8 protein-coding genes are annotated in these 14,596 nt (G+C 72.4%); 4 read left to right on the top strand and 4 right to left on the bottom strand.

All coding sequences use genetic code 11. From position 1 onward, the window contains the following. On the top strand, positions 1–728 hold a 728-nt coding region (locus ACFYQA_RS33355), incomplete at its 5' end, for a ricin-type beta-trefoil lectin domain protein (protein WP_388926061.1). 126 nt (positions 729–854) lie between these two features. On the opposite strand, the gene ACFYQA_RS33350 is transcribed toward ACFYQA_RS33355, so the two are convergent. From ACFYQA_RS33350 to ACFYQA_RS33340, 3 genes are all read right to left on the bottom strand, one after another. Continuing rightward, positions 855–3,005, bottom strand: coding sequence for an ATP-binding protein (locus ACFYQA_RS33350; protein ID WP_388926058.1), 2,151 nt, complete (start codon positions 3,003–3,005; stop codon positions 855–857). Next, positions 3,002–3,646, bottom strand: a complete 645-nt coding sequence (locus ACFYQA_RS33345; RefSeq protein ID WP_386393102.1) for a DUF4255 domain-containing protein — start codon at positions 3,644–3,646, stop codon at positions 3,002–3,004. Before ACFYQA_RS33345 ends, ACFYQA_RS33350 begins: the two co-directional genes overlap by 4 nt. 163 nt (positions 3,647–3,809) lie before the next feature. Further along, positions 3,810–4,493 carry a LuxR C-terminal-related transcriptional regulator gene (locus ACFYQA_RS33340; protein WP_388926055.1) on the bottom strand — a complete coding sequence of 228 codons (684 nt, stop codon included), beginning with the start codon at positions 4,491–4,493 and terminating at the stop codon, positions 3,810–3,812. Positions 4,494–4,975: 482 nt separating this feature from the next. Between ACFYQA_RS33340 and ACFYQA_RS33335 the strand changes: the two genes are divergently transcribed. Continuing rightward, on the top strand, positions 4,976–7,993 hold the full coding sequence (locus ACFYQA_RS33335) for an AAA family ATPase (RefSeq protein WP_388926052.1): 3,018 nt from the start codon (positions 4,976–4,978) through the stop codon (positions 7,991–7,993). A 1,202-nt stretch (positions 7,994–9,195) separates the two neighbouring features. Here the strand turns inward: ACFYQA_RS33335 and ACFYQA_RS33330 are convergent. Further along, positions 9,196–11,481 (bottom strand): heterodisulfide reductase-related iron-sulfur binding cluster, encoded by a 2,286-nt coding sequence (locus tag ACFYQA_RS33330; RefSeq protein ID WP_388926049.1) that lies wholly within the window; start codon positions 11,479–11,481, stop codon positions 9,196–9,198. 583 nt (positions 11,482–12,064) lie between these two features. Here ACFYQA_RS33330 and dnaK point away from each other — a divergent pair. Beyond that, positions 12,065–13,909 carry a molecular chaperone DnaK gene (dnaK, locus tag ACFYQA_RS33325; RefSeq protein WP_388926046.1) on the top strand — a complete coding sequence of 615 codons (1,845 nt, stop codon included), beginning with the start codon at positions 12,065–12,067 and terminating at the stop codon, positions 13,907–13,909. Then, entirely contained in the window at positions 13,906–14,577 is a 672-nt protein-coding gene (gene grpE / locus ACFYQA_RS33320; protein WP_388926044.1) for a nucleotide exchange factor GrpE, read from the top strand. The genes dnaK and grpE overlap by 4 nt, the downstream gene beginning before the upstream one ends. The last annotated feature ends 19 nt before the right edge of the window (positions 14,578–14,596 follow it).

Here is a 14,596-nt window from a genome sequence, read left to right as displayed (position 1 = left end):
CGATGATGGGGCTGTTCCTGGCCCTGGCGATCGCGTTCGTGGTGATCTGGCTGTCCTACAAGCCCGACGTGCGCTCCCTGGCCACCGAACAGATGGTGGAGGCCGGCGCCGACAGAATTCCCGCTCCGAGCCCCGCGCTGTCCGCGCCGACCGTCGTGACCCCCGCCGAACCGTCGGTGGAGGCGCGGGCGCCCGAGCAGGAGAAGCCCGAGGACAGCGGGGATTCCGACGGCGCGGGCGCCGAGAAGAAGGAGAAGCCGGAGGCCGGCGGTGGCGGTGGCGGTGGCGGGGAAGGCCAAGCCGAGGTCGAGGCCGAAAAGGTCGAGCTGGTCGGCGACTTCATCGTGGGCGTGAGCTCCGGGCGATGCGTCACCGTTCCGCTGAAGAAGGGCAAGGCGCAGGACGGCACCGGTCTGGAACTGCGGGACTGCGACGACGAGGCCCCCAACCAGCGGTGGAGCTTCCAGGGCGACGGCACCGTCCGCTCCATGGAGATGTGCATGGACGTGGCCTGGGGTTCCACGGAGGACGGCGCCCAGATCCAGCTGGCCCGGTGCAGCGGCAACCCCGCTCAGACGATCGCGAGGAGCCCGGATCGCGATCTCGTCAACCCGCAGGCGGACAAGTGCGTCGACGCCGACGAGCACGGGACCGCCAACGGCACGAAGCTCCTGCTGTGGACGTGCACGGGCCTGGACAACCAGAAATGGCTCGTGAGGACGGTCTGACCGGACACGGACCGGACACGGACCGGACGCGAACCGGACCGAGCGTGGCCCGGCCGCCCCTGAGGGGAAGGCCGGTCACGGCCGGTCCGGTCACGCTCGGTCCGGTGGGGGCGCGGCGCGCCCTCGTCACCAGGTGCCCTCGCCCGGTACAAGCCGCCCCGCCTTGCGGTACTCCCGGCGCGCGCCCTCCAGCAGGTCGGCTGTGGTGACCGGGCCGCCCCGGTCCGCGGCCGCGTAGGCGGCGGTGACCACGGCGCTGCGGATGGAACCACCGGCCAGCTCGAAGTCCCGCGCCGCCCGGTGCGGGTCGATGCCGTCCGCGCACGGCACGTGGGAGAGGCTGTGCCGCCACAGCGCGAGCCGCTGACCGGCGTCCGGGAACGGGAAGTCGACCACCAGGTCCAGCCGCCGGGTGAACGCCTCGTCGATGTTCGCCCGCAGGTTGGTGGTGAGCAGCGCGATGCCGTCGAAGGACTCCAGGCGCTGCAGCAGGTACGCGCTCTCCATGTTGGCGTACCGGTCGTGCGAGTCCTTGACCTCGGACCGTTTGCCGAAGACGGCGTCCGCCTCGTCGAAGAGCAGGACGGCGTCGGTGCGGTCCGCCTCGGAGAAGATGCGCTCCAGGTTCTTCTCGGTCTCGCCGACGTACTTGTCCACGACCGAGGACAACCGCACGACGTACATGTCCAGCCCCAGTTCGGCGGCGACGACCTCGGCGGACAGCGTCTTGCCCGTGCCGGACTCGCCGGCGAACAGTCCCAGCACACCCCGGCCCCGGCCGCCGCCGGCACTGAGCCGCCAGTCGCCGAGCACCCGGTCGCGGTTGCGGGCCCGCTGGGCCAGCTCCCGCAGCTGCGTCAGCGGAGTCTCGGGCAGTACCAGGTCGCCCCAGTCCACCGCCGGCCGGATCCGCCGGGCGTGCCGCTCCAGCCCCGACGCCGACTGCTGGCGCGCGGCGAGCCTGAGATGGTCGGGGGTGAGCGCGGTGCCGTCGAACGCGGCGAGGCCCCGGGCGGCCCGCGCGGCCCGCAGCACCCGGTCCGCGCTCAGGTGGTACGGGGCCACGGTGGCGGCGAGGTCGAAGCCGAGGGAGCCGTCGGGTCCGGCGGGGGTGCTGGGGCCGGGCGGATCGGCAGAGGCGGGGGGATCGGCGGCAGGGCCGGGGGGCCCGGCCGGTGTGCCCGCACGGACGTCCGGTTCTGCCCCGGCGTCCAGTGCCGCCGACCAGGTGTCCACGGCGCCGGCGCCCAGCCGGGGGGCGTCCAGGACGAGGGGATCGTGGTCGCACCACTCCGGGTCGTACGGCCGGGAGCCGGTGAACACCACGGGCACGTCGGGCACCGACAGTGCCCGCACCAGTGCCCCGGGATCGTCGGGAAGCGGGGACACGACCACGGCGCGGTCCCGCAGCCGGGCCTCGCGCAGCAGAGCACCCAGCGGTTCCTCGGCGTGCGGCCCCTGGGGGGAGTAGTGCAGGGCGCCGCCGGGAAGGGCCCGCGCGGCGTGGACCAGGCCTTCGCCGTCGCGGTGTTCGCGCAGGTAGACGGTGAGTGGTGCGGCGGCCAGTCGTGCGGCGAGCCGCCCGGCGAACGTGTCACTGCCGGGCCCGTCCGCGGGGGCCGGCACGGTGAGCGGGCGTACCCGCCCGGCGAGGGAGGGATCCGGGGTGTCGTCGCCGAGGAGGTGGGCGAGAAGACGGCCCGGGACCCGCAGCGACCGGCTGAGGAACGGACGCTCCGGCTCGTCGACGCCGAGCAGGGCCAGGGACCGCAGGGGGGCCGAGGAGTGGAAGACGGCGCGGGCCTCGGGCCGGTGCACGGGGGCGCCGCACAGGTCCAGGGCGAGCCCGATGGTGGCGCGGCGGCGGCCGACGTCGTCGTTGAGGTAGCCGTAGAGAGGCTCGAAGGAGCGGTCCAGGTCAGGGGCGAGTGCCAGGAGCAGCACCGACACCTCCAGCGGACGCAGGCCGAGTCGCCGCGCGAGCGGCCCGAGGCGGTCGCCGGGAAGTTCGCCGTCGGGGCCGTCGTTGCCCTCGTTGCCGTCGGAGCCGTCGTATGTGTCAGGTGTGGCGGGGGCCAGGTGGGAGGAGGTGCGGAGGTGGTGCCGGACGGCTTCCTCGGACAGGTAGAGGCCGCGGAGCGGGTCGCCGGCGGTCGGGTCGCCGGCGGCGCGGTGCTCGACCAGCAGGGCGACGCGTTCCCGGAGCCGTAGGACGTGCTCCAGGAGCGCCTCGGCCGGGTCGTGGTCGTAGCCGTTCCCCGGGTCGTAGCTGTTCAACGGTGCCGCTTCCCTCGCTCGATCTGGTGCGGACGGTGGCTGCGCTCGGGCGAGTCGTCCAGGGTGCCGTCGACCGCGCGGACCCGTACGGCCGCGCCCTGGGTGACCGGCGGGCCGGCGTCGTACTCCGGGAAGGCCGGGAACGGGGCGACCACGACCAGGTCGAGCGACGGCTTGAGTTCACCGCCGAGCGCGGACCAGATCTCGGCGAGGGACCGTGACTCGGTCTGGGTGCCGGCCACCGTCAGCGGTATCGAAAGCCCCAACGCGCCCAGGGCGCCGGGAAGTTCGCTGGGCGGCAGGATTTCGCGGGGCAGCAGGGTGGCCAGCACGGCGGACAGCAGGCGGTGTTCGTCCTGCGGCTGCTTGGTCCAGGCGGTGACCAGATACGACAGCCGGAACCAGCGCGGCGGTTGGCGGCGCCGTACCACCTGGCCGCGGTCGTCGGTGACCGCGACCGTGCCGCGTTCGCGCCGCGCGACCTCCTCACGGATGTCGTAGAGGTAGGCGTTGATGGCGGGCGCGTTACGGCGGGCCGCCCAGTCCCGGGTCGGGGCGTCCAGCGACACCTCGATGCCGGAGCCGGCCAGGGCCCCGCCTTCGAGGAGCCTCTTCAGGACCTCGTCCACCTCGTGGATCACCGTCGTACTCCTGCTCTGCCGTTCCGCGGCTCTCCGGCTGCCGGACCCGCCGGGCCGCCGAGCTCTACCGATCCTGCCCGTGGGCGCGCCGTGCCGCGGACACTCCGGCACGGGGACGGGGCACGGGGCCTACCCGAGGGGGGCAACTCGATTGCCCGTTCGGTCAGATGTAGCCTTCCCGAAGGGCGTACGCGACAGCGTGCGCACGGTTGCGGAGGTGCAACCGGGTGGTGAGTCCGTGCAACACGTTCTTGACCGTGCGTTCGGAGTACGAGAGTTTGCCGGCGATTTCTCCGGTGTCCAGACCTTCGGAGACGAGCCTCAGGACATCGACCTCACGGGCCGTCAGCCCGGCGGCAACGCCTCCGGGGTGGCCCGCCGAGGCGCGGTGCAGCGTGCCCACCTGGTTGATCAGCCGGCCCAGCAGGTCCGCGGGCAGGTCCCCGTCGCCCCGGGAGGCCGCCACGACGGCCCGCACCATCCGGTGCGCGGTGGCCTCGTGGCGCCAGACGATGGCACCGACCCCGCATTCGACCACGTCGAGGAGCTCGGTCTCCCGGATCGCGCCGACCACGAGCACGGCCCGGCTGCCGTCGCTGCGCACGAGTTTGCGCATGCGGGTCAACAGGCCCTCGTCCAGATGGTCGTTGATCAGGAGGGCCACGGTGCCCGGACCGTTACGGCCGTCGTCCACCAGATCGATCACCGGATGTCTGCGGAGTTCGCTGACCGCTCCGGCCCGTGAGATGGGGTCCGGTGCGTCGACCACCACCGGAATCCGGGGTGCCTGCTCGGCCGCCTGGGAGGCCTCCGCGGTGCCGTACGAGCTGCGCAACCGAATCCCCATACCCGAGTTCTGGGCACTACTGGGGCGCCCGGGTCCGATGTTCCGGTTCCACATTCCTGTGCGGGGTGGGGTGCGGACAATCGTGGAGAACCACGAGACGCACCACGAGATCACGCACGCCGGTCACCGGCCGGGCCCCGTCGGGTACGCCTCGGCCGTGCCGGATGCGGTGGCCGGGAGGCATGTCCCGGCTCTGCGGGAATGCAACACGACCCGGCGTCCCGCGTCCATACCTTTGCCCGGGATTCACTCCCCCATCCTTGCTTCGTGCCCCAAGAGGCCGTATTGCCAGGTCCCTTGGGGCAGCCGTCGGACCGATTCCTGCGTCTTCCCCGGTGGGCGGCGGCGCGCCTCCCCGCCCGGCTTCCCGTTCGCCACCCGCTCGTTCGGGTGAGCCCTGGTGGTCCGCCCCCTGCCCACCCGTTCACCGACGATGACCCGCCCGTTCACCGATCATGACCCGCCCGGCCCAGGAGGAACTGTTGTCCCCAGTGGAATCCCTCAGCGAACGGGATGACGCCCTGCGGCTGCTGGCCGCGTCGGCCGAACGTGCCTGTGGGGGATCCGGTCGTCTGGTCCTGCTGCGCGGAGCCACCGGCACCGGCCGCACCGCGCTCCTGGAGGCCGCCGCCGAGCAGGCGGCGGCCCTGGGGATGCGGGTGCTGCGCGCGCGCTGCACCCCGGAGGACACCGGGACCCACTGGGCCACCATCCGTCAACTCCTATGCGAAGAAATGGACTTCACTGACGACGTCCCGGCCGGGTGCGGGGAGACGGGGCCAGGGGACCCCGGCACCGCAGGCCTCGGCATCGCGGACCCCGGCACCGCAGACCCCGGCACCGCAGGCCCAGGCATCGCGGACCCACGCGCGTACAGCGCCCGGCTGTGGCGGCTGCTGCGGCGGCAGGCGGACCGTGCCCCGCTGTTCGTGGCGGTCGACGACGTGCACGCCGCCGACCCGTCCTCGCGCCGCTGGCTGACCGAGGTGGCCCGGCGCCTCGACCGGCTGCCGGTGCTCCTGGTGGTCACCGAGCGCTGCCAGTACGACATCGACCCGCCCGACGCCGGTCTCGCCCACGCGCTCCCGCCCGACCTCGTGCGCACCCACACCCTCGCCCCGCTGAGCGCCGAAACGGCCGCGGAACTGGTCCGCGCCGCCTTCCCGGGAGCCGGGCCCGGCCGGGTGGCCGACTGCGTACGGGCCGGCGCGGGCAACCCGCTGCTGTTGCGTGCCCTGCTGGACGACCTGGCGTCCGGGGGCGGGGCCGGCGAGCCCGCCCCGCCCGCGGAGCTGCCGGACACCTGCGCCGCCCTGTACCCGGGCGGATACCCGGACGCCGTCTCCTGGTGGCTGGCCAGTGCCGGCGGTGCGACGTCCGCGGTCGCCCGCGCCCTGGCCGTACTGGAGACCGGGGGAGCATGGGCGGCCCCCGGCGCGCGGACCCTCCCGGACGCCCGCGTCACCACGGAGACCGGGGCACGTGCCACGCGGGCGCCGTCCACGGGGGACGGGGCGCCGGCGGCGGACGGCGGAGTGCCCGTGAGGGACGGGTGGCCGGGGACCTGCGCCGCCGAACACCGCGAAGTCCAGGCCCAGGTCATCGCCAGGATGGCCCAGGTGGACGCGGCCCGCGTCGCGGGCTGGCTCACCGCGATGACCCGCCTGGGGCTGCTGCGCCAGGACGCGGACGGACTGCCCCGGTACACGCATCCGCTGCTGCGCGACGCGGTGCTGAGCGGCTGGACGAGCGGCCGGCGCAGGGCGGCCCACCGCACCGCCGCCGAGGAGCTGATGCGCCGGGGTGCCGACGTCGCCGTGGTGGCCTGGTACCTGGCGCACGCCTCCGTGGTGGCCGAGCCGTGGGCCGTCGACTTACTGGTCCAGGCGGCGGCCGCCGAGGTCCGCGCCGGCCGCGCGCGAGCCGCTGTGGCGTTCCTGCGGCGCGCCCTGGACGAGCCGATGGGGCCCGGCCGCCGGGCCACCGTCCTCATCCAACTGGGTTCCCTGGAGTGCGCCGAGCACCCGTCCGGCGGCATCACCCGGCTCACGGAAGCCGTACGGCTCCCGGGCAGCTCCCGGGACCTGGTACGGGCGATGGTGGCCCTGGCCACGGCGCTCTCCCGCAGCGGTGAGACCTCGGCGGCGCTCCGCATGCTCCGTACGGAGGAGGCCCGGCTGACGGACCACCCGGACCTGGTACGCACGCTGCGCGCCGTCGCCGTACTGATCTCGGACCACGAACTGGGCGCCCTGCGGGAGGAGTACCGGCGGCGGCGCGGGCCCGACGGAGACACCCCGGACCTGCTCGGCGCGGCCCACCAGGCACTGATCGTGCGGTACGAGGCGACGGCCGGTCTGGTCTCCTCCCGGGACGCGATGGCCCGGATCCGCGGACTGCTCGAGGAGCCGGCCGATTCGCTCGCCGAGCCGTTCCTGCTCTGCACGGCCGCCGCCGTGGCCCAGTGGGCCGACGAACTCGACGAGGCCGAAGGCCTGGTGCGGCGCGCACTGGACACGCTGGGATCCTTCCTGCTGCACCCCATGCACCATGTCCTGCTCGACGTGCGGGTGGATCTCGCGGCGGCCCGCGCGGACTTCGCCACCGTGCTCGCCGCCCCGGGGGCCCGGCAGCCCGTGACCGGGCCGACCAGCGCGCACACGCAGGCCGTGATCGCGCTGGTGGAGACGGGCCGGCTGGAGGAAGCGGCCCGCCTCGTGGACGGGTTCGACCCGCGGACGGCACCGGACTCCTGGAGAACCCACCGCTTCCTGTACGCGCGGGGGGTGCTGCGCGCCGCCGCCGGGGACCCGGCGGCGGCCCTGGACGACTTCCTGGAGTGCGGACGGCGTCAGGTGGCCCATGAGGCGGCCAGGTCCGTGGTCGCCCCCTGGCGCATCGGCGCCGCCGAATGCCGGCTGGCGCTCGGCCGGCCGCGGGAGGCGCTGGCCCTCGCCGAGGAGGAACTGCGGCTCGCCGAGGTGTGGCACACCCCGCGCGTCCTGGGCCGCGCCCTGCGCGTGCTGGGTGAGGCGACCGGCGGCCGGCGCGGGCTGCAACTCACCGGCCGCGCGGTCGAGGTCCTGCGCGAGGGGCCGGTCGGTACGGAGCTGATCTCGGCCCTGGTCTCCCACGGCCGCCGACTGGCCGCCTCGGGGGAACGCTCCCGCGCCCGGGAACCGCTGCGCGAGGCGGTGGAGCGCGCCGAACGCCTCGGCGCGGTCCGGCTGCGCACCGTCGCCGAGGGGCTGCTCCACGAGGGCGGTGCCCGGCGCGCGGGCGCCCCGCGGACCGGCCCCGCCGCGCTCACCGACAGCGAGCGCCGCATCGCCGGCCTCGCCGCCGAGGGCCGGACGAACGCGGAGATAGCCGCTCTGCTCCACCTCGCCCGGCGCACGGTGGAGACCCACCTGACGGCCACCTACCGCAAACTCGGCATCCGCCGCCGCACCGAACTCCCCACAGCCCTGCCTCCCGGCGCACCGGCTGGGGCAGCCTGACACCGTCGCCGGTCCTGCCGGTCCTGCCGGTCCTGCCGGTCCTGCCGGTCCTGCCGGTCCTGCCGGTCCTGCCGGTCCTGCCGGTCCTGCCGGTCCTGCCGGGTCCGCTGGACACTTCGGCCTCGCGGGTCCTGCCGGTCCCGCTGGGCACTTCGGCTCCGCCAGGCCTGCCGGTCCCGCCGGATGCCTTGGCCGGGTTCTACGTCCCGTCGGGCAGGAGCATCTCCGGGTCGTGGAGGCGGGCCGCGTTGCCGGGGGCTGCTCCATGGGTTCCGGGCCGATGCCGACGGTGACCTCGTACCAGCCGCGGCCGTCCGCCCCCTGGACGGAGAAGGCGCGCCCCCGGCCGTAGAACGACTCCGGGCGGCCCGTCAGCTCCTTGCCGATCTCCGCCACGGTGTCCTCGGCGGTACCGGTCACCTCGGCCAGCCGTTCCGTCACGAACGCGTGCCCGGTCAGTCCGTACGTCGTGGACAGTCCCGGCGCGGCCAGTCCCCGCAGGTAGGGCGGCAGGCCGAGAGGGATCGCGACGGCGGGTGCGGCAGGGACGCGCGGGGTGCGGGTGCGGCGGGAGCCGGGGGCGGGACGCTCGCCGATGGCGGGGAGGGTGCCGACCGGACGCCGGGCCGCCCGACGGCCCGGATTCCCGTGTTCCTCGATGGTCGACGGTACGGCGGGGCGGCGTCCGGTCCGGTCCGGCCCGATGGGGGACTCGGTGAGCGGGCGCCGGTCCAGTGCGTGGGCGACGGCGGATTTGCCGGCGGTCCGCTGGAGGGCCTGCAGCGCCTGCGGGGACAGGGCGGAGGGGCCGGACGGTGCCGGTCCGGGGGACTGCTCGCCACCCGCCGGGGCGGGACGCGCGTTCCCGTCGCGCAGCGGTGACGGGAGGCCGCCGCTGCCGCTGTGGGTGTCCGTGGTCTTCTGCCGCTTCCGCACCATGAGCCGCCCCCGCCGAGGGGCGCTCACGCCACCTCCGTTGCCGCGTTCGTGGGCCGCGTAGCCATGGAACAGGCCTGTTCAGAGGGGTTGTGGACGGTCTCGGAAGATCGACGGCGGGCGACCACCGCACGGCCACCCCCGATTCACGTACCGGCCATTCTTCGACCGCTTCCCCCAGGGAACCCGGCGCCCGTGGCGCACGACAGCGCCCCGTCACCGGCCGGAGCCGGGACGGGGCGCTGGGAGTGGGGCGGCCGTGCCGGTTACTTCACCGGCTCGGGCTCCGGGGTGTTCTCGCTCTCCGCCTCACCGGCGGGGTCGAGCGGCGTCTTGACAGACTCCAGCAGGAGCTGGGCGACGTCGACGACCTGGATGGACTCCTTGGCCTTGCCGTCGTTCTTCTTGCCGTTGACCGAGTCGGTCAGCATGACCAGGCAGAACGGGCAGGCGGTGGAGATGATGTCGGGGTTCAGGGCGAGGGCCTCGTCGACGCGTTCGTCGTTGATGCGCTTGCCGATCCGCTCCTCCATCCACATCCGCGCGCCGCCGGCGCCGCAGCAGAAGCCACGCTCCTTGTGGCGGTGCATCTCCTCGTTGCGCAGGCCCGGGACGTTGGCGATGATCTCGCGCGGAGGCGTGTAGATCTTGTTGTGCCGGCCCAGGTAGCACGGGTCGTGGTAGGTGATGAGGCCCTCGACCGGGGTGACCGGGATCAGCTTGCCCTCGTCGATGAGGTGCTGGAGCAGCTGGGTGTGGTGGATGACCTCGTAGTCGCCGCCGAGCTGCGGGTACTCGTTGCCGAGGGTGTTGAGGCAGTGCGGGCAGGTGGCGACGATCTTCTTCGCCGACTTGGGCTTGCGCGACTCCTCGGTGACGTTGCCCTCGTCGTCCGTCTCCTCGCCGAAGGCCGTGTTCAGCGACATGACGTTCTCCATGCCGAGCTCCTGGAACAGGGGCTCGTTGCCGAGGCGGCGGGCGGAGTCACCGGTGCACTTCTCGTCGCCGCCCATGATCGCGAACGTGACGCCCGCGATGTGCAGCAGCTCGGCGAAGGCCTTGGTGGTCTTCTTGGCGCGGTCCTCGAGGGCGCCGGCGCAGCCGACCCAGTACAGGTACTCGACCTCGGTGAGGTCCTCGATGTCCTTGCCGACGACCGGGACCTCGAAGTCGAGCTCCTTGAGCCACTGAAGGCGCTGCTTCTTGGCCAGGCCCCAGGGGTTGCCCTTCTTCTCCAGGTTCTTGAGCATCGTGCCCGCCTCGGACGGGAAGGAGCTCTCGATCATCACCTGGTAGCGGCGCATGTCGACGATGTGGTCGATGTGCTCGATGTCGACCGGGCACTGCTCGACGCAGGCGCCGCAGGTGGTGCAGGACCACAGGACGTCGGGGTCGATGACGCCATTCTCTTCGAGGGTGCCGATCAGCGGGCGCTCGGCCTCCGCGAGGGCGGCCACCGGGACGCCGGCCAGCTGCTCCTCGGCCGATGCCTTCTCCTCGCCCTCCGTCGTCTTGCCGCCGCCGGCCAGCAGGTAGGGGGCCTTGGCGTGCGCGTGGTCGCGCAGCGACATGATCAGCAGCTTGGGGGAGAGCGGCTTGCCGGTGTTCCAGGCGGGGCACTGCGACTGGCAGCGCCCGCACTCGGTGCAGGTGGAGAAGTCCAGCAGGCCCTTCCAGGAGAACTGCTCGACCTGGGAGACGCCGAAGACGTCGTCGTCACCGGGGTCGGTGAAGTCGATCGGCTTGCCGCCCGACGTCATCGGCTGCAGCGCGCCGAGGGCGACGTCGCCGTCGGCCTCGCGCTTGAACCAGATGTTCGGGAAGGCGAGGAAGCGGTGCCAGGCCACACCCATGTTCATGTTGAGCGAGACCACGATCATCCACACGAACGAGGTCCCGATCTTGATCATGGCGACCAGGTAGACCAGGTTCTGCAGCGTCTCGACGGACAGGCCGTCGAAGGCCAGCACCAGCGGGTACGAGGCGAAGTACGCCGCCTCGTAGCCGGCCACGTGGTGCAGCGCGCCCTCGAGGCCGCGCAGCACGTAGATGGCGAGGCCGATGGTGAGGATGACGTACTCGACGAAGTACGCCTGACCCGACTTGGAGCCGGCGAAGCGGGACTTGCGGCCCGGACGCGACGGCAGGCTCAGCAGACGGATGACGATGAGCACGGCGATGCCGAGCACGGTCATCACGCCGATGAACTCGATGTACATCTCGAACGGCAGGAAGCCGCCGATGACCGGCAGCGTCCAGTCGGCCCGGAAGAGCTGGCCGAACGCCTGGGCGAGGGTCGGCGGCAGCGTCAGGAAGCCGACGGCCACGAACCAGTGGGCGATGCCGACGACACCCCACCGGTTCATGCGCGTGTGGCCGAGGAACTCCCGTACCAGGGTCACACTGCGCTGGTAGGGATTGTCGGTCCGGGTGCCGGCCGGGACCGGCTGGCCCAGCTTGAAGTACCGGACGAACTGGCCGATCGCGCGCGCGAGCAGGGCAGCGCCGACCACGGCCAGGACCAGCGACACGATGATCGCGGCGAGTTGCATGGGGGCTCCTCGGGCCTGCGAGGGTTGTGCCGGGGGTCCCTGCCATGGGATTCCCGACATTACTAAGCGGTAACTTATGTGGTCGGTCTGAGACTACCCCCGACCCCAGCCGCACTGTAGTCGGGTGCGGGGTGATCTGAATCGCTGAGGCTTGCCTTGGGGCGCCCCCGGTGCGGCCGCGCGACGACCGCCAAAGCGGGGCATACGTCACTAACTTATATCCGTGACGCACACTTGTATCCGTATACCGCCGTCCTGGCGCCACCGTCCCGGCGGCCCGTGGGTGCCCCCGCTGTCTCCGTGCGGCGCCTCCGTGTCGCGCGCGAGGCTTTCGCGCGCCACCGCGTGCCGTCGCCCGCCCGGTCGCCGAGTGGCGTCGCCGCGACGTCGCCGTCGAGGCCGCCGGTGGCCTGCTCCTGGCGGGTGGCTCCCGTTGCGTCCTCGCGCGGAACCGCAGGTCGGCGCCTGGTTGCGCGTAAGGAACGGATAAGAGTTGAGTCATGCCGACTCAGTTCTGTTGACCCGGCGCCGGACGTCAGGCATGCTTGAGTCTGTTCCACTCAAGTCAGCTGGAGGAATCGAAATGGCACGTGCGGTCGGCATCGACCTGGGCACGACTAACTCCGTCGTCAGCGTTCTGGAGGGCGGCGAGCCCACCGTCATCACCAACGCCGAGGGCGCCAGGACCACGCCTTCCGTCGTCGCCTTCGCGAAGAACGGCGAGGTGCTGGTCGGTGAGGTGGCCAAGCGTCAGGCCGTGACCAACGTCGACAGGACCATCCGGTCGGTCAAGCGCCACATGGGCACCGACTGGAAGATCAACCTGGACGGCAAGGACTTCAACCCGCAGCAGATGAGCGCCTTCGTGCTCCAGAAGCTGAAGCGGGACGCCGAGGCGTACCTGGGCGAGAAGGTGACCGACGCGGTCATCACCGTCCCGGCGTACTTCAACGACGCGGAGCGCCAGGCGACCAAGGAGGCCGGCGAGATCGCCGGTCTGAAGGTGCTGCGCATCGTCAACGAGCCGACGGCCGCCGCGCTGGCGTACGGCCTCGACAAGGACGAGCAGGTCATCCTGGTCTTCGACCTCGGTGGCGGTACGTTCGACGTCTCCCTCCTCGAGATCGGTGACGGCGTCGTCGAGGTGAAGGCCACCAACGGTGACAACAACCTCGGTGGTGACGACTGGGACCAGCGCGTCGTCGACTACCTGGTCAAGCAGTTCCAGTCCGGGCACGGCGTGGACCTGGGCAAGGACAAGATGGCGCTCCAGCGCCTCCGTGAGGCCGCCGAGAAGGCCAAGATCGAGCTGTCCTCGTCCACCGAGACCACGATCAACCTGCCCTACATCACCGCCTCCGCCGAGGGCCCCCTGCACCTCGACGAGAAGCTGACCCGCGCCCAGTTCCAGCAGCTGACCGCGGACCTGCTGGAGCGCTGCAAGACGCCGTTCAACAACGTCGTCAAGGACGCCGGTATCGCGCTGTCCGAGATCGACCACGTCGTCCTGGTCGGTGGCTCCACCCGTATGCCCGCCGTCGCCGAGCTCGTCAAGGGGATGACCGGCGGCAAGGAGGCCAACAAGGGTGTGAACCCGGACGAGGTCGTCTCGATCGGCGCCGCGCTCCAGGCCGGTGTCCTCAAGGGCGAGGTCAAGGACGTCCTGCTGCTCGACGTCACCCCGCTGTCCCTCGGTATCGAGACCAAGGGCGGCATCATGACCAAGCTGATCGAGCGCAACACCACGATCCCGACGAAGCGCTCCGAGATCTTCACCACGGCCGAGGACAACCAGCCGTCGGTGCAGATCCAGGTCTACCAGGGCGAGCGCGAGATCGCGGCGTACAACAAGAAGCTCGGCATGTTCGAGCTGACCGGTCTGCCGCCGGCGCCGCGCGGCGTCCCGCAGATCGAGGTCTCCTTCGACATCGACGCCAACGGCATCATGCACGTCACGGCGAAGGACCTCGGTACCGGAAAGGAGCAGAAGATGACCGTCACCGGCGGCTCCTCGCTCCCGAAGGACGAGGTCGACCGCATGCGTGAGGAGGCCGAGCGGTACGCGGAGGAGGACCACCAGCGCCGCGAGGCCGCCGAGTCCCGCAACCAGGGCGAGCAGCTCGTCTACCAGACCGAGAAGTTCCTCGCGGACAACGAGGACAAGGTCCCCGGCGAGATCAAGACCGAGGTCGAGGCCGCCGTCACCGAGCTGAAGGAAAAGCTCAAGGGCGAGGACGCCGCCGAGATCCGCACCGCCACGGAGAAGGTCGCGGCCGTCTCCCAGAAGCTGGGCCAGGCCATGTACGCCGACGCGCAGGCATCCCAGGCGGCCGGCGGAGCCGGTGCGGGTGCCGGTGAGGCCAAGGCGGACGACGATGTGGTCGATGCCGAGATCGTGGACGACGAACGTAAGGACGGTGCGGCGTGACCGAGGAGACCCCGGGCTTCGACGAGCAGTCGCAGCAGCCCGACGTCCCCTCAGGCGTTCCGGCCGACGAGGCCGAGCCGAAGGCCGCCACCCCCTCCACGGAGGAGGCGGCGGCCCCGGCCGGGGACTCGGGTCCCGACGCCGGGCTGGTGGCCCAGCTGGACCAGGTGCGTACGGCGCTCAGCGAGCGCACCGCGGACCTCCAGCGGCTCCAGGCCGAGTACCAGAACTACCGCCGCCGGGTCGAGCGCGACCGGATCGCGGTCAAGGAGGTCGCCGCGGTGAACCTCATGACCGAGCTCCTGCCCGTGCTCGACGACATCGGGCGGGCGCGGGAGCACGGCGAGCTGGTCGGCGGGTTCAAGTCCGTCGCCGAGTCGCTGGAGTCGACCGTGGCGAAGATGGGCCTGCAGGTGTTCGGCAAGGAGGGCGAGCCCTTCGACCCGACGATCCACGAGGCCCTGATGCACTCCTACGCCCCGGACGTCACCGAGACGACGTGCGTGGCGGTCCTGCAGCCCGGGTACCGCATCGGCGAACGCACCATCCGCCCCGCGCGGGTGGCGGTGGCCGAGCCGCAGCCGGGTGCCCAGCCGGGCAAGCAGGCCGAGGAAGGCACCGAGGCGGCGGCGGACGACAAGGAGACAGGTGGCCCTCAGGAGGGCTGACGCCCTCGCCGGCGTCCGC

Source organism: Streptomyces sp. NPDC005774, from assembly GCF_042871645.1.
In the GTDB taxonomy this organism is placed as follows: Bacteria; Actinomycetota; Actinomycetes; order Streptomycetales; family Streptomycetaceae; genus Streptomyces; species Streptomyces pratens.
Note: the sequence above shows the minus strand (reverse complement) of the source record. Positions and strands in the feature narration are given on the sequence as shown.

What these genes read in the sequence shown, in the direction of transcription:
- dnaK (WP_388926046.1), top strand. Translation starts at nt 12,065, where the DNA reads ATGGCACGTGCGGTCGGCATCGACCTGGGCACGACTAACTCCGTCGTC.
- ACFYQA_RS33330 (WP_388926049.1), bottom strand. Translation starts at nt 11,481, where the DNA reads ATGCAACTCGCCGCGATCATCGTGTCGCTGGTCCTGGCCGTGGTCGGC.
- ACFYQA_RS33340 (WP_388926055.1), bottom strand. Translation starts at nt 4,493, where the DNA reads ATGGGGATTCGGTTGCGCAGCTCGTACGGCACCGCGGAGGCCTCCCAG.